The sequence below is a fragment of the Streptomyces lincolnensis genome (assembly GCF_001685355.1).
Taxonomy (GTDB): domain Bacteria; phylum Actinomycetota; class Actinomycetes; order Streptomycetales; family Streptomycetaceae; genus Streptomyces; species Streptomyces lincolnensis.
The window spans coordinates 7,895,627-7,913,618 of the sequence record NZ_CP016438.1 but is presented as its reverse complement, the minus strand read 5'-3'; the positions used below and the strand labels follow the sequence as shown (position 1 = coordinate 7,913,618).

Annotated in this window: 18 protein-coding genes; 13 read left to right on the top strand and 5 right to left on the bottom strand. The window is 70.5% G+C overall.

Translation table 11 applies throughout. From position 1 onward, the window contains the following. Positions 1-71 precede the first annotated feature (71 nt). The 10 genes from SLINC_RS35005 to SLINC_RS34960 all read left to right on the top strand — a co-directional run bounded on the left by SLINC_RS35005 (position 72) and on the right by SLINC_RS34960 (position 9,270). Positions 72-1,769, top strand: coding sequence for a nitrite/sulfite reductase (locus tag SLINC_RS35005; protein WP_067441958.1), 1,698 nt, complete (start codon positions 72-74; stop codon positions 1,767-1,769). Then, positions 1,766-1,954: a hypothetical protein gene (locus SLINC_RS49600; protein ID WP_067441954.1), complete on the top strand. Its 189-nt coding sequence runs from the start codon at positions 1,766-1,768 to the stop codon at positions 1,952-1,954. The genes SLINC_RS35005 and SLINC_RS49600 overlap by 4 nt, the downstream gene beginning before the upstream one ends. Beyond that, on the top strand, positions 1,951-2,661 hold the full coding sequence (locus SLINC_RS34995) for a phosphoadenylyl-sulfate reductase (RefSeq protein ID WP_067441950.1): 711 nt from the start codon (positions 1,951-1,953) through the stop codon (positions 2,659-2,661). The genes SLINC_RS49600 and SLINC_RS34995 overlap by 4 nt, the downstream gene beginning before the upstream one ends. A gap of 38 nt (positions 2,662-2,699) precedes the next feature. After that, on the top strand, positions 2,700-3,236 hold the full coding sequence (gene cysC / locus SLINC_RS34990; protein WP_067441947.1) for an adenylyl-sulfate kinase: 537 nt from the start codon (positions 2,700-2,702) through the stop codon (positions 3,234-3,236). Then, on the top strand, positions 3,233-4,171 hold the full coding sequence (gene cysD / locus SLINC_RS34985) for a sulfate adenylyltransferase subunit CysD (RefSeq protein ID WP_067441943.1): 939 nt from the start codon (positions 3,233-3,235) through the stop codon (positions 4,169-4,171). The genes cysC and cysD overlap by 4 nt, the downstream gene beginning before the upstream one ends. A gap of 2 nt (positions 4,172-4,173) precedes the next feature. Further along, positions 4,174-5,502 (top strand): sulfate adenylyltransferase subunit 1, encoded by a 1,329-nt coding sequence (locus SLINC_RS34980; RefSeq protein ID WP_067441940.1) that lies wholly within the window; start codon positions 4,174-4,176, stop codon positions 5,500-5,502. A 222-nt stretch (positions 5,503-5,724) separates the two neighbouring features. Further along, positions 5,725-6,828: an aliphatic sulfonate ABC transporter substrate-binding protein gene (locus SLINC_RS34975; protein WP_067441937.1), complete on the top strand. Its 1,104-nt coding sequence runs from the start codon at positions 5,725-5,727 to the stop codon at positions 6,826-6,828. Between the two features lie 36 nt (positions 6,829-6,864). Next, a complete protein-coding gene (locus tag SLINC_RS34970; RefSeq protein WP_067441934.1) occupies positions 6,865-7,653 on the top strand; it encodes an ABC transporter ATP-binding protein in 789 nt (262 codons plus the stop codon). Next, positions 7,640-8,524 (top strand): ABC transporter permease, encoded by an 885-nt coding sequence (locus SLINC_RS34965; RefSeq protein ID WP_067441931.1) that lies wholly within the window; start codon positions 7,640-7,642, stop codon positions 8,522-8,524. The genes SLINC_RS34970 and SLINC_RS34965 overlap by 14 nt, the downstream gene beginning before the upstream one ends. A 5-nt stretch (positions 8,525-8,529) precedes the next feature. Continuing rightward, the gene (locus SLINC_RS34960) at positions 8,530-9,270 is read left to right on the top strand and encodes a sirohydrochlorin chelatase (RefSeq protein ID WP_067441928.1); all 741 of its coding nucleotides are present in this window, start codon (positions 8,530-8,532) and stop codon (positions 9,268-9,270) included. 40 nt (positions 9,271-9,310) lie between these two features. Here SLINC_RS34960 and SLINC_RS34955 read toward each other — a convergent pair whose 3' ends face one another. After that, positions 9,311-10,294 carry an ArsR family transcriptional regulator gene (locus SLINC_RS34955; RefSeq protein WP_067441925.1) on the bottom strand — a complete coding sequence of 328 codons (984 nt, stop codon included), beginning with the start codon at positions 10,292-10,294 and terminating at the stop codon, positions 9,311-9,313. 55 nt (positions 10,295-10,349) lie between these two features. Here SLINC_RS34955 and SLINC_RS34950 point away from each other — a divergent pair, with 55 nt between their 5' ends. Then, the gene (locus tag SLINC_RS34950; RefSeq protein ID WP_159425384.1) at positions 10,350-11,666 is read left to right on the top strand and encodes an MFS transporter; all 1,317 of its coding nucleotides are present in this window, start codon (positions 10,350-10,352) and stop codon (positions 11,664-11,666) included. A 47-nt stretch (positions 11,667-11,713) separates the two neighbouring features. After that, entirely contained in the window at positions 11,714-12,580 is an 867-nt protein-coding gene (locus tag SLINC_RS34945) for a transglutaminase-like domain-containing protein (protein WP_067441923.1), read from the top strand. On the opposite strand, the gene SLINC_RS34940 is transcribed toward SLINC_RS34945, so the two are convergent. Both SLINC_RS34940 and SLINC_RS34935 read right to left on the bottom strand, forming a co-directional pair. Then, positions 12,561-12,935, bottom strand: coding sequence for a nuclear transport factor 2 family protein (locus SLINC_RS34940; protein ID WP_067441920.1), 375 nt, complete (start codon positions 12,933-12,935; stop codon positions 12,561-12,563). The genes SLINC_RS34945 and SLINC_RS34940 overlap by 20 nt on opposite strands. Further along, positions 12,928-13,473: a DUF1697 domain-containing protein gene (locus tag SLINC_RS34935; protein WP_067441917.1), complete on the bottom strand. Its 546-nt coding sequence runs from the start codon at positions 13,471-13,473 to the stop codon at positions 12,928-12,930. Before SLINC_RS34935 ends, SLINC_RS34940 begins: the two co-directional genes overlap by 8 nt. A gap of 340 nt (positions 13,474-13,813) precedes the next feature. Here SLINC_RS34935 and SLINC_RS34930 point away from each other — a divergent pair, with 340 nt between their 5' ends. Further along, positions 13,814-16,063, top strand: coding sequence for an MMPL family transporter (locus tag SLINC_RS34930; protein ID WP_067441914.1), 2,250 nt, complete (start codon positions 13,814-13,816; stop codon positions 16,061-16,063). Between the two features lie 84 nt (positions 16,064-16,147). Here SLINC_RS34930 and SLINC_RS34925 read toward each other — a convergent pair whose 3' ends face one another. Further along, on the bottom strand, positions 16,148-16,537 hold the full coding sequence (locus SLINC_RS34925; protein WP_079164885.1) for a hypothetical protein: 390 nt from the start codon (positions 16,535-16,537) through the stop codon (positions 16,148-16,150). A gap of 151 nt (positions 16,538-16,688) precedes the next feature. Continuing rightward, positions 16,689-17,888, bottom strand: a complete 1,200-nt coding sequence (mgt, locus tag SLINC_RS34920) for a macrolide-inactivating glycosyltransferase (RefSeq protein WP_067441911.1) — start codon at positions 17,886-17,888, stop codon at positions 16,689-16,691. Positions 17,889-17,992 lie beyond the last annotated feature (104 nt).

Genomic DNA, 17,992 nt, shown 5'->3' with positions numbered 1-17,992 from the left:
CACGTACACCCATGCGCCCGTACGCGCAGGTCAGAGCCGCTTTCCCGCCTGTCCCGAAGGACGTATCAACCATGGCCGCCACCCCGCAGAACCCTGCCGCCGCGACTCCCCGCCGCAAGGTGAGCCGTCACCGCGGTGAGGGTCAGTGGGCCGCGGGGCACCACACCCCGCTCAACGGCAACGAGCAGTTCAAGAAGGACGACGACGGTCTCAATGTGCGGACACGCATTGAGACGATCTACTCGAAGCGCGGCTTCGACTCGATCGACCCCAACGACCTGCGCGGCCGTATGCGCTGGTGGGGGCTGTACACCCAGCGCAAGCCCGGGATCGACGGCGGCAAGACCGCGATCCTGGAGCCGGAGGAGCTGGACGACAAGTACTTCATGCTGCGGGTGCGGATCGACGGCGGACGCCTCACCACCCGGCAGCTGCGCGTGATCGGTGAGATCTCGCAGGAGTTCGCCCGCGGCAGCGCGGACGTCACCGACCGGCAGAACATCCAGCTGCACTGGATCCGCATCGAGGACGTCCCGGAGATCTGGAACCGGCTGGAGGCCGTCGGGCTGTCCACCACCGAGGCCTGCGGCGACTGCCCGCGTGTCGTCATCGGCTCGCCGGTCGCCGGTATCGCCGAGGACGAGATCATCGACGGCTCCTGGGCGATCGACGAGATCCACGAGCGGTACATCGGCAGCAAGGAGTTCTCCAACCTGCCGCGCAAGTTCAAGACGGCGATCTCCGGATCCCCGCTGCTCGACGTGGTCCACGAGATCAACGACATCGCCTTCGTCGGTGTCGAGCACCCCGACCACGGCCCCGGCTTCGACCTGTGGGTCGGCGGTGGCCTGTCCACCAACCCCAAGCTCGGCGTCCGGCTCGGCGCCTGGGTGCCGCTGGACGAGGTGCCCGAGGTGTGGGCCGGTGTGGTCGGCATCTTCCGCGACTGGGGCTACCGGCGGCTGCGGACCCGCGCCCGCCTGAAGTTCCTCGTCGCCGACTGGGGGCCGGAGAAGTTCCGCCAGGTGCTGGAGGACGACTACCTCAAGCGGAAGCTGGTCGACGGTCCCGCGCCCGCCGAGCCCTCGGGCCGCTGGCGCGACCACGTCGGCGTGCACCGGCAGAAGGACGGCCGTTTCTACGTCGGTTTCGCCCCGCGCGTCGGCCGCGTCGACGGCACCACGCTGACGAAGATCGCCGAGGTCGCGGAGGCCCACGGCTCGGGCCGGGTGCGGACCACCGTCGAGCAGAAGATGATCATCCTCGATGTCGAGGAGGCTCAGGTCGAGCCCCTGGTCGAGGCCCTCGACGCCCTCGACCTCACCGCCAAGCCCTCGCCCTTCCGGCGCGGCACCATGGCCTGCACCGGCATCGAGTACTGCAAGCTCGCCATCGTCGAGACCAAGGCGCGCGGCTCGCAGCTGATCGACGAACTGGAGCGCCGGATCCCGGAGTTCGACGAGCCGCTCACCATCAACCTCAACGGCTGCCCCAACGCCTGCGCCCGTATCCAGGTGGCGGACATCGGCCTCAAGGGCCAGCTGGTCCTCAACGACCAGGGCGAGCAGGTCGAGGGCTACCAGGTGCACCTCGGCGGCGCCCTCGGCCTGGAGGCCGGCTTCGGCCGCAAGGTGCGTGGCCTCAAGGTCACCGCCGAGGAACTGCCCGACTACGTCGAGCGGGTCCTGAAGCGGTTCCAGGCCGAGCGCGAGGACGGCGAGCGCTTCGCCGCCTGGGCCTCGCGAGCCGGCGAGGAGGCCCTGTCGTGAGCGAGCGGGCCGCCCCCTTCTACTGCCCCTACTGCGGCGACGAGGACCTGCGTCCGAGCGAGGCCGCGGACGGCGGTCACGGCGCGTGGGAATGCGCGGCGTGCAACCGCGCATTCCAGTTGAAGTTCCTCGGGCTGCTCGCCCGGGGCCTTCGACAGACAGACGCTGGGGGAGATCACATATGACGACGACTCAGGAAGAGCGCACGACAGCGGATCTCAAGGCGCTCGCCGAGCAGGCGGGCCGTGACCTGGAGGACGCCTCCGCGCTGGAGATCCTCCAGTGGGCGGTCGACACCTTCGGCACCCGCTTCTGCGTGACCTCCTCGATGGAGGACGCGGTGGTCGCCCACCTCGCCTCCCGCGCCCGGCCCGGAGTGGATGTCGTGTTCCTCGACACGGGCTACCACTTCGAGGAGACCATCGGCACCCGGGACGCGGTCGAGGCCGTGATGGACGTCAACGTCATCACGCTGACCCCGCGGCAGACGGTCGCCGAGCAGGACGCCGAGTACGGCCCCAAGCTGCACGACCGCGACCCCGACCTGTGCTGCAAGATGCGCAAGGTCGAGCCGCTGGAGCGCGGGCTGAAGAACTACGTGGCCTGGGCGACCGGTCTGCGCCGCGACGAGTCCCCCACCCGGGCGAACACCCCGGTCGTCGGCTGGGACGAGAAGCGCCAGAAGATCAAGATCTCCCCGATCGCCCGCTGGACCCAGGACGACGTGGACGCCTACGTCACCGAACACGGTGTCCTGACCAACCCGTTGCTGATGGACGGCTACGCGTCCGTCGGCTGCGCCCCCTGCACCCGCCGCGTCCTGGAAGGCGAGGACGCGCGCGCCGGCCGCTGGGCCGGACGCACCAAGACCGAGTGCGGGCTGCACGGATGACCGCGAGTGCCGTTCAGGCGAACCCCAAGGAGTTGCACGTGACGACCGGAGCCACCGTCTGGCTCACGGGTCTGCCGAGTGCCGGCAAGACCACCATCGCGTACGAGCTGGCCGGCCGGCTGCGCGAGGAGGGCCATCTCGTCGAGGTGCTCGACGGCGACGAGATCCGCGAGTTCATCTCGGCGGGCCTCGGCTTCAGCCGCGAGGACCGGCACACCAACGTGCAGCGCATCGGATTCGTCTCCGAGCTCCTCGCCCGCAACGGCGTCAAGGTGCTCGTCCCGGTGATCGCGCCCTACGCCGACAGCCGCGAGGCCGTCCGCAAGCGTCACCAGGAGGGCGGGACCGCCTATCTGGAGGTGCACGTGGCGACTCCGGTCGAGGTGTGCTCCGTACGCGATGTGAAGGGGCTCTACGCCAAGCAGGCCGCGGGCGAGCTGTCCGGGCTGACCGGTGTGGACGACCCGTACGAGGAGCCCGAGTCGCCCGACCTGCGCATCGAGTCGCAGAACCAGAGCGTGCAGGAGTCCGCGGCGTCGGTGTACGCCCTGCTCAGCGAAAGGGGACTGGCATGACGACGACCGTGGCCACGGCGCAGGAGGGCACGGACTCCCCGTACGCCCTGTCCCACCTGGACGCGCTGGAGTCCGAGGCGGTGCACATCTTCCGCGAGGTGGCGGGTGAGTTCGAGCGGCCGGTGATCCTCTTCTCCGGCGGCAAGGACTCCATCGTCATGCTGCACCTGGCGCTGAAGGCGTTCGCACCCGCCGCGATCCCCTTCTCGCTGCTGCACGTCGACACCGGGCACAACTTCCCCGAGGTGCTGGAGTACCGCGACCGTACGGTCGACCGGCACGGTCTGCGCCTCCATGTCGCCTCCGTCCAGGACTACATCGACCGCGGTGTGCTGAAGGAACGTCCCGACGGCACCCGCAACCCGCTCCAGACCCTCCCGCTCACCGAGAAGATCCAGGCGGAGAAGTTCGACGCCGTCTTCGGCGGCGGCCGCCGCGACGAGGAGAAGGCGCGGGCGAAGGAGCGGGTCTTCTCGCTGCGCGACGAGTTCTCCCAGTGGGACCCGCGCCGCCAGCGCCCGGAGCTGTGGAACCTCTACAACGGCCGCCACGCCCCCGGCGAGCACGTCCGCGTCTTCCCGCTGTCCAACTGGACCGAGCTGGACGTGTGGCAGTACATCGCCCGCGAGCACATCGAGCTGCCGGAGATCTACTTCGCGCACGAGCGTGAGGTGTTCGCGCGCAGCGGGATGTGGCTGACCGCCGGTGAGTGGGGCGGGCCCAAGAACGGTGAGACCGTCGAGAAGCGCCTGGTGCGCTACCGGACCGTCGGTGACATGTCCTGCACGGGTGCCGTGGACTCGGACGCCGTGACCTTGGAGCAGGTCATCACCGAGATCGCCGCCTCCCGGCTGACCGAGCGGGGCGCCACCCGCGCCGACGACAAGATGTCCGAGGCCGCGATGGAAGACCGCAAGCGCGAGGGGTACTTCTAGCCATGACCACGACCACGGAACTCACCGAGACGACCCTGCTGCGTTTCGCCACCGCCGGTTCGGTGGACGACGGCAAGTCCACCCTCGTCGGGCGGCTGCTGCACGACTCCAAGTCGATCCTCACGGACCAGCTGGAGGCCGTCGAGCGCGCCTCCGCCGGCCGCGGTGCCGAAGGCCCGGACCTCGCGCTGCTGACGGACGGGCTGCGGGCCGAGCGGGAGCAGGGCATCACCATCGACGTGGCCTACCGCTACTTCGCCACGCCCAAGCGGCGGTTCATCCTCGCCGACACGCCCGGTCACGTGCAGTACACCCGCAACATGGTCACGGGTGCCTCCACGGCAGAGCTGACGGTGATCCTCATCGACGCCCGCAACGGCGTCGTGGAGCAGACCCGCCGGCACGCCGCCCTGGCCGCGCTGCTGCGCGTTCCGCACGTCGTCCTCGCCGTCAACAAGATGGACCTGGTCGACTACCAGGAGTCCGTGTTCGCCGCGATCGCCGAGGAGTTCACGGCGTACGCGCTGGAGCTGGGCGTCCCGGAGGTCACCGCGATCCCGATCTCGGCGCTGGCCGGCGACAACGTCGTGGACGCCTCGGCGACCATGGACTGGTACGGCGGTCCGACCGTCCTGGAGCACCTGGAGACGGTCCCGGTCGCCCACGACCTGAGCCACTGCCACGCCCGCCTTCCCGTGCAGTACGTGATCCGGCCGCAGACCGCCGAGCACCCCGACTACCGGGGCTACGCGGGCCAGATCGCGGCCGGTTCATTCCGCGTCGGCGAGCAGATCACCGTGCTGCCCTCGGGCCGCTCCACGAAGATCGCCGGTATCGACCTGCTCGGCGAGCCGGTCGACGTCGCCTGGACCACCCAGTCGGTGACCCTCCTGCTGGAGGACGACATCGACATCTCGCGCGGCGACCTGATCGTGCCCAGCAAGGACGCGCCGCCGACCACGCAGGACATCGAGGCGACCGTGTGCCATGTCGCCGACGCGCCGCTGACCGTCGGCCACCGCGTGCTGCTCAAGCACGGCACCCGCACGGTCAAGGCGCTCGTCAAGGACATCCCGTCCCGTCTCACCCTCTCCGACCTGTCCCTGCACCCGCACCCGGGACAGCTCGTCGCCAACGACATCGGCCGGGTGAAGATCCGCACCGCCGAACCGCTGCCGGTCGACTCCTACGCCGACTCGCGCCGCACCGGTTCCTTCATCCTGATCGACCCGAACGACGGCACCACGCTCACCGCGGGCATGGTCGGCGAGTCGTTCGCCTCCCCCGAGCCCGTCAAGGACGAGTCCGATGACGACGGGTGGGACTTCTGACATGAACTCCACCGACTACTACTCCACGTTCGCGAAGGAGGGCGGCCGCGTCGGCAGCGGTGCTCTCGGCAGCGGGCAGGGCGGGGTGGCGCGATGTGCGTGCTGACGTACGCGCACCGCTCGCGCGCCCTCACCCCCCACCGCCGTAGACGCAGACCTGCCGACCTCCCGGCCACGACCTGAGAGACCGTGACCGCCGGGCCTCCGAGAGGAACACCTCCCGTGCCTGCTCATCCCGCTCTTCGCCGCAGCCTCGCGGTCATAGCCACGCTCCCGCTTCTCGCCCTCGCCGCCTGCGGTTACGGCTCCCAGGCGAAGGACAACGACACCGCCAAGGTCGCCGCCGGGGCGAAGAAGATCGACGGACTCGACTCCGTCCGGATCGGCTACTTCGGAAACCTGACACACGGGACCGCGCTGGTCGGCATGCAGAAGGGCTTCTTCCAGAAGGCGCTGGGAGCCACCGAGGTCAAGCCGGCGACCTTCAACGCCGGCCCGTCCGAGATCGAGGCGATCAACTCCGACTCCATCGACATCGGATGGATCGGCCCCTCCCCCGCGATCAACGGCTACACCGCGTCCCAGGGCAAGAACCTGAAGATCATCGGCGGTTCCGCCTCGGGTGGCGTGAAGCTCGTGGTCAACCCGGACAAGATCAAGTCCCTGAAGGACGTCAAGGGCAAGAAGATCGCCACCCCGCAGCTCGGCAACACGCAGGACGTGGCGTTCCTCAACTGGATCGCGGAGCAGGGCTGGAAGGTCGACGCGGACAGCGGCAAGGGCGACGTCTCGGTCGTCCGCACCGAGAACTCGGTCGTCCCGGACGCCTACAAGTCCGACTCCATCGACGGCGCCTGGGTGCCCGAGCCGACCGCGTCCAAGCTGGTCGCCGAAGGCGCCAAGGTGCTTCTGGACGAGGCCGACCTGTGGCCGGACAAGAAGTTCGTGATCACGAACATCATCGTGCGGCAGGACTTCCTCGAGAAGCACCCCAAGGCGGTCGAGGCGGTGCTGAAGGCCTCGGTCGAGGCCAACAAGTGGATCAACGCCAACCCTGACCAGGCGAAGGCCGCGGCCAACGCTCAGCTGGAGTTCGACTCGGGCAAGGCGCTGCCGGCCACGGTCCTGGACCCGGCCTGGAAGTCCATCCAGTTCACGAACGACCCGCTGGCCTCCACCCTCAGCACCGAGGCGGAGCACGCGGTGAAGGCGGGCCTGCTGAAGAAGCCCGACCTCAAGGGCATCTACGACCTCACCCTGCTCAACAAGGTCCTCAAGGCCGAGGGTGAGAGCACGGTCGACGACGCCGGTCTCGGCGCGAGCTGATTCGAAGACCCGATGACTTCCCAGGAGGTGACGACCATGGCCACGACTTTCGCCAAGGCCGCCGACGACACCGCCGCGGCCACCCACGCCGCCCGGATCGAGCATGTCTCGAAGTCGTTCGCGGGCCCCGCCGGACAACAGCTCGTGCTGGACGACATCACCATCGATGTCGCGCCCGGCGAGTTCGTCACTCTCCTGGGGGCCTCGGGCTGCGGCAAGTCCACACTGCTGAACCTGGTGGCAGGGCTCGACAAGCCCACCGCCGGTGCCATCACGACGGACGGCCGCCCCGCCCTGATGTTCCAGGAGCACGCCCTCTTCCCGTGGCTGACCGCGGGCAAGAACATCGAACTCGCCCTCAAGCTCAGGGGAGTTCCGAAGAACGAACGGCGCGACCAGGCCGACGCCCTGCTCGAACTCGTCCGGCTGAAGGGCGCGTACGGCAAGCGGGTGCACGAGCTGTCCGGCGGTATGCGCCAGCGGGTCGCGCTGGCGCGCGCGCTCGCGCAGGAGAGCAAGCTGCTGCTGATGGACGAGCCCTTCGCGGCGCTCGACGCCATCACCCGTGACGTGCTGCACGACGAGCTGACCCGGCTGTGGGAGGAGACGGGGCTGTCCGTCCTCTTCGTCACACACAACGTCCGCGAGGCGGTGCGGCTCGCGCAGCGCGTCATCCTGCTGTCCTCCCGGCCGGGCCGGATCGCGCGCGAGTGGACGGTCGACATCCCGCAGCCGCGCCGTATCGAGGACGCGCCCGTGGCCGAACTGTCCGTCGAGATCACCGAAGTACTGCGTGGGGAGATCCGCCGCCATGGCCAGCACTGAGACAAGGGCGGGAGAGGACTCCGGCAGCATCGAGGCGGGCCTCGACGCGCTGGAGAGCCGGGTCGCGGGCCGCCCGCCGTTCCGGCAGACCTTCCGCGAGAAGATCCTGCCGCCGATCATCGCGGTCGCCGTGGTCCTCGTGGTCTGGCAGGGCCTGATCTCCCTGAAGATCGTCGACGACCCGACGAAGCTGCCCTCCCCCGGCGCGGTGTGGGCCGAGGTCGAGGACGCGTGGCTGAAGGGCACGCTGCTCGACTACATCTGGACGAGCGTCTCGCGGGGTCTGTTCGGCTTCGCGCTCGCGCTGCTCATCGGCACGCCGCTCGGTCTGATCGTGGCCCGGGTGAAATTCGTGCGCGCGGCGATCGGACCGATCCTGTCCGGCCTCCAGTCGCTGCCGTCGGTCGCCTGGGTGCCGGCCGCCGTGATCTGGCTGGGGCTGAAGCCCGAGATGATGTACGCGGTCATCCTGCTCGGCGCGGTGCCGTCGATCGCCAACGGTCTGGTGTCCGGCGTCGACCAGGTGCCGCCGCTGTTCCTGCGCGCGGGGCGGACGCTGGGAGCCACGGGTTTCCAGGGCATCCGGCACATCGTGATGCCGGCCGCGCTGCCCGGCTATGTGGCGGGGCTCAAGCAGGGGTGGGCGTTCTCCTGGCGTTCGCTGATGGCCGCCGAGATCATCGCGAAGGCACCCGACCTGGGCGTGGGCCTCGGCCAGCTGCTTGAGGTGGGCCGCACCAACAGCAGCATGGCGACGGTCTTCCTCGCCATCGTGCTCATCCTGTTCGTCGGTATCGCCATCGACCTGCTGATCTTCAGTCCGCTGGAGCGGTGGGTACTGCGCAGCCGCGGTCTGCTGGTGAAGAACTGAGTCCCATGGTCGACAAGCCCGTTCTCCTGGTCATCGCCCATGGCAGCCGTGATCCACGGCATGCCGCGACGGTGCACGCCCTCGTACGGCGGGTGCGCTCCCTGCGCCCCGACGTACGAGTGGAGACAGGCTTCTTGGACTTCAACATCCCTTCGGCGCAAGGGGTGTTGGAGTCCCTGGCGGCCGAGGGCGTCCGTGACGTCGTGGCGCTCCCGCTGCTCCTGACCCGCGCGTTCCACGCGAAGGCGGACATCCCCGCGGTCCTGCGGGACGCGCCGCCGCAGTTGCGGATCCGGCAGGCCGAGGTGCTCGGCCCGTCGCCGCTGCTGCTCGCCGCCCTCGAACGGCGGTTGTACGAGGCGGGGTTGACGCCCGCCGACAAGTCCTCGACCGGGGTCGTGCTGGCCTCGGCGGGGTCCACCGACCCGGAGGCGATCGCAGTGATCGCTGATATCGCGCGGGAGTGGCGGCACACCGGTTGGTGCGCCGTGCGGCCTGCGTTCGCCTCCGCCGCCCTTCCCCGCACCGAGGACGCGGTACGGGAACTGCGCGCCCTGGGCTGCGCCAAGGTCGCCGTCGCACCGTACGTCCTCGCCCCCGGCTTCCTGCCGGACCGTATCGCGCGGGGTGCGGCACAGGCGGATGTCCTCGCGGACGTGCTGGGCCCGGCTCCGGAGGTGGCACGGGTGCTGGTGCGGCGGTACGAGGCAGCGTGCAGGCCCATGCTGGCCGCGGTGGGGGCCTGATACCGGCGGCCGTGGGCGGCTGATATCGGCTGCCGTGGGGCTAACGGCAGAGCTCGTCTCCGAGCCGGGTGCGTGCGTAGCGTACGACCCGCCCGCTCCGCGTGCGGCTGAGCAGTCCCGCGTCGTAGAGCACCGCGAGGTGTTGGCTGACCGCGCCCGGGGTGACCTCCAGGCGGTGGGCCAGTTCCGTGGTCGAGGCGGGTTCGGCCAGGAGCAGCAGGAGGCGGGCCCGGGGGCGGCCGAGGAGGCGAGTGAGGGCGTCGTCGGTGACCGGGGGCGGGGTCTCGGAGAGGGTGGCGCGGCCGCGGGCGGGATACATGAGCACCGGGGGCCGTGAGGGGTCGATCAGCGGCTGGGCGCCCCGGGCGAACAGTGTCGGCAGCAGGACCAGGCCCCGCCCGTCGATGCTCACGTCCGCCCACGGCGCCGGTCGCACGAAGTCCCGGGTGGCCAGCCGCAGTTCGCTGCCCGTCCAGGTCAGCCGTTCGTCGAGGCCGGGCAGCAGCGCGCCGGCGCCCCGCTCGGCCAGCACCCGTCCGCGATGGGCGATGTCGGCCTCCAGGATGCTCTGCACGCGCGGCCACCAGTCGGCGGCCAGGCAGGTGTGCCAGTAGGCGTCGACGGCGTCCGCGATCCGGGCGAGGAACGCGGCCGGATCGGTGAGGCCGTGCGCGACGACGGGCGGCAGCTCCGCCTCGGTCCGGTAGGTGGCGCGGAAGTCGGCGACGAGGACCTCCGGCGGGGTGCGGCGGAGCCGTTCCAGTTCGTCCGTGAAGGCGGGGCGGGCGTGCTCCGGGCGCGGGGTGAGGAAGTCCGGGACCCACAGCCAGGGCGCGGCGAGGGCGGTGAGCAGTTCGCGGTCGAGCGTGTCGAGGCGGGGGCGGATCCGGCGCAGCCACGGCCGGTGGTGCGGGTAGCGGGCCGGGTCGTGCAGGCTGCGCAGGGAGAACACCGCCTCCTGGAGCGGGGAGTACGCGAAGGAGGTGGTGGCCAGGTCACCGACGGCGAAGCGGAACTCGATCATTGAGTGCCAGGCTAAATCAATGCCGGTGGCGCCGGACTGCGGATTGGCTGTCCGCATGACCACGACACCCTCCATGTCACCCGAGTCGTCACCCGGCCCGACCCCCACGAGCTCACCCGCGTCGAAGGGGGCCACCCGCGCCGCCGGCCTCCTTCCCGTCGACCCCGGCCTGCGCCGCGCCACCCTGCTGACGGTCCTCAACTCCCTGGGAAACGGCCTCTACTTCCCGCTGGGTGCCCTGTACTTCACCCGCATCGTCGGTCTGGACGCGACCTCGGTCGGGCTCGGGATGACGGTCGCGGGGCTGGTCGGCGTGGCGGCGGGGGTGCCGGCCGGGCGGGCCGCGGACCGGTGGGGCGCCCGGCAGACGGGTGCGGTGCTGTGGGCGGGCACCGGCTTCGCGACCGCCGCGTACACGCTGGTGCACTCCTACGCCGGGTTCCTCGTCGCGGTGGTCTGCGCGACCGGGCTCCAGATGGCGAGCCGCGGAGTGCAGGGCGCGATCTACGCGGACGTGCTGCCCGCGGCGACCCGAGTGGAGGCGCGCGCGTATCTGCGGATGGTGACGAACGTCGGCATGGGCGTGGGCGGGGTGTTCGGTGCGATCGCGCTCCAACTCGACACGCGGGGCGCGTATGTGACGGTCATCGTGGTGAACTCGGTGTCGTTCCTGGCGCCCGCCCTGCTGGTACGACGGCTGCCGCTGGCCCCGCACGCCGTGGAGCGGGCGTCGGCCGCCGCCCCGGTCGAGGGCGGCCCGTGGCGTGCGGTGCGGGATCTGCCGTTCCTCTCGGTGACCGTGCTGAACGCCGTCCTGGTCGTGCAGTACACGATGGCCGAGGTAGGTCTGCCGCTGTGGATCGTGGAGCGGACCGAGGCGCCGCGCTGGACGGCGGCCCTGCTGATGATCGTGAACTGTGTGCTGGTGGCCGTGCTCCAGGTGCGGGTGGCCCGCCGTGCCTCCCAGGTGCCGTCCGCGGTACGGGCGATGGGCTGGTCCGGGTTGCTGCTCGCGGCGGCGTGCGCGGTGTACGCGGTGTCGGCGGGCCTCTCCCCCGTGTGGGCGGTGCTCGCGCTGACCGTCGGCGCGGTCGTGCAGGTCCTCGCGGAGGTGCTGTCCGCGGCCGGCGGCTGGACCCTCGGCTACGAGCTCGCCGACGCCCGCGCCCACGGGGTCTACCAGGGGGTGTTCGGTGCGGGCATGTCCGCGGGGATGATGGCGGGCCCGGCGCTCGTCACGGTGACGGCGATCCAGCACGGGGCGCTGGGCTGGGCGGTGCTCGGCGTCCTGTTCGCGACGGCCGGTCTCGCGGTCGCCCCGGCGGTGCGGTGGGCCCAGCGGGGCGGCCAGTGGCGGGGCGAACCGGTCTGACACCCGGGGTTGACCTTGCCCCCGGGGCAAGGCCGAGCCTCCTCGCCATGGACGACTACCTGAAGCAGACGCCGTACAGCGATCCGGGCGACCTCGATCACGGCGACCTCGGTCCCGGCGGTCTGCCGCGAGATCCCGGCGAACTCGCCCGCGTGGTCAGGGATCTGATCATCCATCGGGGCGAGGGACAGCTCTTCGGATACACCATCCCCGAGCAACGGCTGCACGAGGACGCGGAGTCGCGGTACGTGCGCGAGATCCTGCGGATCCTGCGGGAGCGCGGGGACGGGCCGCTCACGCGCAGGCGGGCGCCCGAGGAGCGGTTCGTGGGCACCTGCCGGGACTTCTCGCTGCTGCACTGCTCGCTGCTGCGGGCGACCGGGACTCCGGCGCGCCCGCGGTGCGGGTTCGCCGGGTACTTCGAGAAGGGCTTCCACGGCGACCACTGGGTGACCGAGTACCGCTTGCCGGACGGGAGTTGGCGGCTGGCCGACGCCCAGACGCACCACGAGTACGACCTGCCCTTCGATCCCATGGACGTGCCGCGCGACCAGTTCCTGGTGGCCGGGGACGCGTGGCGGATGTGCCGCGCGGAGGGGGCGGACCCGGATTCGTTCGGGCTGGGCGGCAGCGACCGGCTCAAGGGGCTGTGGTTCGTGCGCGGGAACGTCGTCCGCGATCTGGCCGCCCTCAACGGCGTCGAGCTCCTGCCCTGGGACGGCTGGGGTCCGGAGTTCCTCGGCCGGGCCCCGCTCACCGACGCGGACCTCGCGGCGGCCGACGCGGTCGCCGCTGCCCGCGGCGAGGACGACTGGCGGCGCCTCTACCGGGACCCCCGCCTGACCGTCCCCGCCCGCCTCACCTCGTACACGCCCTATCTCGGCGACCGGGAGGTCACTCTGGCGGAGGGCTGAACGGCGTCGCCTGGTGGAAGTACAGCCGCCACCCGGCCTCCGTCCGGCGCCACAGCGAACTGCGGTGCGCCCTCCGGCCGTCATGCTCCGTGTCGAAGGTGAGATGGACGAGGTCGGGGGCGAGCCGGACGCCCCGCATCCGGGACGCCACGATCGCGGAGGCGTCCGGTGCGGTGTCCGCGGCGAGCATGGTGATGATCGAGGCCCGGTCCCAGTGCCGTCCGGACGCGCCGAACTCGTGGAACTCGGGGTGCAGCAGCGCACCGACGAGCTCCGGCGAGCTGCGCACCCGGGGGTCGAGAAGGCGCAGCTCGCCCTCGGTGGCGGCCGCCACGGCGGGATCGCGGTCAGCCACCGGTCATCTCCACCAGCTTCAGGACGGTGTTCCAGTTGCGGCTGGTGGCGATCAGTCCCTTGTTCAGCCGGGGCCGCGACAGGACTTCGGCGAGCTTGGAGCGGCCGAGGCCGTTCGGGGCGTACAGGTACAGCGCGCGGTCGCCGAGGCGGAACTCCTCGGGGAGGTAGGCGGCCTGGTCGATCTCCGCGAGGCGTGCCGCTTCGACCGGTGCGGAGAAGTAGGTGACGTGCAGCTGCTTGGCCTCCAGTTCGGCGGCCGGGAAGGGACACGCGTCGGCGATCGCCTTCAGATACGCGTGGTCGCGCACGATCACGTCGACGGCGAAACCGAACCGCTTCTCGATGGCGCCGACCACCTCGGCGGCCAGTGACTCCTCGTCCCCGTGGCCGGCGGCGAAGGTGACCTGACCGCTCTGGAGATAGGTGCGCACGTCGGTATGGCCGAGGTCCTCCACCAGCCCGCGCAGATCCGCCATCGGGACTTTCCTGCTGCCGCCCACGTTGATCCCGCGCAGCAGCGCCGCATACGTCGTCATCCGCACACGATAGGACGGCCGTCGTGCCCCGTGGGGGTGGGCACGACGGCCGGGCCCGTGGGGGTGGGTTGCGCGAAACTCTGGCCGATGCGGAGGGGGCGGGGCAACCGCTGGGCGCACCTGTGACTTATTCAACAAGGTTGCGCAATGCCAAAGAGGCCCCAAGTAGATGTAAGGGGCCCCCTCCTCCCCAGTGGGGAGGGACCGGGGTCCAGGGGGATGATTCCGGCCCGTGCCGCTTCACCGGGCAGCAGGAGGAGATGGCTTTATCCGGCCCATACCTTCAAGGAGAAAGGTGGCGGCAGGGGGCTGCCACCGCTCACGAGGGGGCAAGCCCATCATGGGGAATGGAGATACACGGGTGCGGGGACTGGCCGCCCGGGCCGGCGGCTGGAGTGCCCAGCATCGATGGGCTGCCGTCGGCATCTGGGTGCTGTTCGTCGTCCTGGCGATGGGACTCGGCTCGGCCGCGGGCCGGGTCGACGTCGACCAGAGTGACGGACTGCCGGGCGAGACGCACACCGCCGCCCAGATCATCAAGGACGCCGGGATCGAGGAACCGGCCAGCGAGACCGTCCTCATCCAGGCCAAGGACGGCGGTCTCAAGGCCACCGACGCCGAGTTCCGCGCCGCGGTCACCGCGGTCATGGCCGCCGTGGACGCGACCGGCGAGGTCACGGACGTGACGTCGCCGTACGACACGGACACCATCTCCAAGGACGGCCGCAGCGCGCTGGTGCAGTTCGACATCCGCGGCAAGTCCGACACCGCGGGCGAGCGGGTCGAGCCGGTGCTGAACGCCGTCGAGGACGTCCAGAAGGACCACGGGTCGCTGCGGATCGAGGAGATCGGCGGCGCCAGCATGATGAAGACGTTCGACGACGCGTTCGGCGACGACTTCCAGAAGGCCGAGTACTCCGCCGTACCGGTGGCCCTCGGCATCCTGCTCATCGCCTTCGGCGCGCTGGTGGCGGCCCTGCTGCCGGTGCTCCTTGCGGTCACCGCGATCATGGCGACGATGGGCCTGATGGGCATCGTCAGCCATGTCATGCCGATGAGCGAGACCGCCAACTCCGTGATGCTGCTGGTCGGTCTGGCCGTCGGTGTCGACTACTGCCTGTTCTACCTGCGCCGTGAGCGCGAGGAGCGCGAGGCCGGCCGGGACGCCCGGACGGCGCTGCGGGTGGCCGCCGCCACCAGTGGCCGCGCGATCGTCGTCTCCGGTGTCACGGTGTGCGTGGCGATGGCGGGCATGCTGTTCACCGGGCTCGCCGAGTTCGAGGCGATGGGCCTGGCGTCCCTGATGGTCGTGGCGGTCGCGATGGTCGGGTCGGTGACGGTGCTGCCCGCGCTGCTCTCGCTGCTGGGCGAGCGGGTCGAGAAGGGCCGTCTCCCCTTCCTGCGCCGCCGCAAGCGCGACGGCAACGGCGAGAGCCGCTTCTGGACGGCCGTCCTCAAGGGCGTCCTCGCCCGGCCCGTCCTCTCGGCCGTGGTGGCGGGGGGCGCACTGCTGGCGATCGCGGCTCCCGCGGTCGGCATGAAGACCCAGAACCTGACGCTGGACCAGGAGTTCGGCGACTCGCTGCCGATCGTGCAGACGTACAACCGGGTCAACGACGCCTTCCCGGGCGGCTCCGAGCCGGCCGAGGTGGTCGTCAGGGCCGACAACATCAACGCTCCCGAGGTGCAGTCGGCGCTGGCCGACTTCCGTGACCGGGCGATCAGTTCGGGTGCCTCGCGCGGCCCGGTGGAGATCAAGCTGCACGACGAGCAGAACATCGCCTTCGTGTACGTCCCGCTGGTCGGCGGTTCCGACCTGGACAAGGCCGGCGCGAGCCTGGACAAGCTGCGCGACGACGTGCGGCCCGCCACGCTCGGCACGGTGGACGGCGTCGAGGCGCCGATCACCGGGCAGGTGGCCGGGTCGAAGGACTTCAACGACCAGCTGGCCGGAGCGGTGGTCCCGGTGTTCGCGTTCGTCGTGGTCTTCGCCTTCGGTCTGATGCTGCTGTCGTTCCGCTCGCTGACGATCGCGATCACCTCGATCGTGCTGAACCTGCTGTCCGTCGGAGCGGCCTACGGCATCCTCGTGGCCGTCTTCCAGCACGGCTGGGGCGCGTCGCTGGTGGGCGCGGAGGGCGTCGGCGCCATCATCACCTGGCTGCCGCTGTTCCTCTTCGTGATCCTGTTCGGCCTGTCGATGGACTACCACGTGTTCGTGGTCTCGCGGATCCGCGAGGCGCGGCTGCGCGGCCGCACGACCAAGGACGCGATCCAGCACGGGGTGGTCACCACCGCAGGTGTCGTCACCAGTGCCGCGGTCATCATGGTCGCTGTGTTCGCCATCTTCGGCACGCTGTCCATGCAGTCCATGAAGCAGATGGGCGTGGGCCTCGCGGCCGCGGTGCTCATCGACGCGACGATCATCCGGGGCGTGCTGCTCCCGGCGGTGATGGCACTGCTCGGCGAGCGCAACTGGTACCTGCCGAGGTGGCTGCGCCGGCTGCCGGACCTGACCCACGACGAGGCCGCGGACGCCGTGGTGGCACCCGCGGCCCGGGACGACGAGGGTGAGCGACTGAGGGTCTGAACCCGCTCCTGAGGATCAACCCTCCCTGAACGAGGGCCCGTTGGTTACCGGGGTACCAACGGGCCCTCACCGTTCAGCCGTCGGTCACGCGGTGCCGTCCTTCCAGACCGGGTTGTGGTGGCCGTCGGCGTCGGACTTGTAGATGTACATCCGGATGGGAGTGCCCTCGGCCAGGTCGAGGTACTTCCACGGCGTGCAGTAGGGCGCGTAGTTGCCTCTGGTGGTGGCCGAGGAGTCGAAGTCGCCGTCTCTGCCTATGTCGATGCGGACATAGATGGCGTAGCCGTCGGACTTGATGTCGCACGCCTGGAACGAGTCACCCTTGACGTCGTCGGACGGGTCCTGCTGCCACGCGCCGTAGCCTCCGCCCTCGTACGCTCCGTAGGTCCAGGCGCTCGCGGGGCTGGAGAGCGTGAAAGTGAGGCCCATTGCTGCGAGCATGACACCCGCGGCCTTGGTCTTGAGCAGACGCATGTGACAGTCCTCCCGTTGACGTGGCAACGCCCGGAGCCGGTACGGCGATCCGGCGCGCTGCCCTTGATCGTCGGGCAGCCTAATACGCCGGTCGCGACACCGCTGGATCACTCATGATGTGCATGACGGGGTTCCGCTTGCCCCCGCTCACTCATGCCTGGGGCAGTTCGGCCTCGATGAGGTCGGCCGCCCGCCGTGTGCCGCCCTCGTGGGCCATCCGGGCCTGGATCTCCTTCAGTTTCCGCGCGACCTCGGGATCGCCGACGAGCGCGAGGCCGGCTTCCCGCAGTGCCTCGGCGGTCGCCTCCTCGGTGTCGAGACGCCGGGCGACCCCGAGCCCCTGGAGCATGTCCGCGTTGCCGAACTGATCCACGGCCTGCGGTACGGCGATCATCGGGGTGGCCGTGGCCAGCCCCTCCTGACTGCCGCCCGCGCCGGCGTGCGTGACGAACAGGTCGGCCTGTCCCAGCACCGCCAACTGCGGTACCCAGGAACGCACTTCGACGCTGTCGGGTACGTCGCCCAGTTCGGCGGGGTCGACGTGCTTGCCGACCTGGAGCACCAGACGCCAGCCGGGCAGCTCACCGAAGGCCCTGACGCACTCCCGGTAGAAGGCCGGCTGCTTGGTGAAGGAGGACCCCAGCGACACGAGCACCACCTTCTCGGCGTCGGCGGGCCGCTGCCAGTCACCCTGTGCGCTGCGGTCGCCCTGGCAGGCGCCTACGAAGGTGTACCTGCTCTCGTCGACCCGGTCGGCGTTCGGCTGGAGCGCCTTGGGGATGAGGACGAGCGAGCGTTCGGGGCGGCCCACGAAGGGGTCGGGGTGCCGGGTGATGCCGTTCGCCTCCAGCCAGGCCCGGAAGCGGGCGTAGTAGGCCTGCCCGCGCTCGGTCCGCTTCGGCTCGGCCCACATCGGCTCGGCGACCTCCTCCTCGTAGCCCTCCCAGGCGACGAGGTTCGGGGAGAGGGAGATGGCGGGCACGCCCCAGCGGTGGGCGAGGACCATCGCCGGGTAGGCCGTGATGTCGTGCAGCACTAGGTCGGGTTCGTCGCCCCGGTAGGCCTCGATCAGCTGGGGCAGGGCCTGGATGGCGTCCGCGAGGAACGGCTCCACGTTGTCCAGGAGGGTGGTGCCCCACGCCGCCGGGTCGTCGTCGGGGCCGGGGAGCGTGGAGTTCCAGAGTTTCGGCTCGGCGCCGGTCTCGGCGACCTTGTCGGCGAACAGCGGCGGGATGGCGTAGGTGACCCGGTGTCCGCGCGCGACGAGCTCGCGGATCACTTCGAGGCTCGGGTTCACGTGGCCGTGGGCGGCGATGGAGAACATGGCGATGTGCGCGGGGCGACTGGTCATGAGGTGACCGTATGCGAGACGAGACGTCTCGTGCAACTGAAATCGCGGACTCGTCCAGTGCGCTCATCCGGTGTGTTCATCCGGCGTGTTCATCCGGCGTGTTC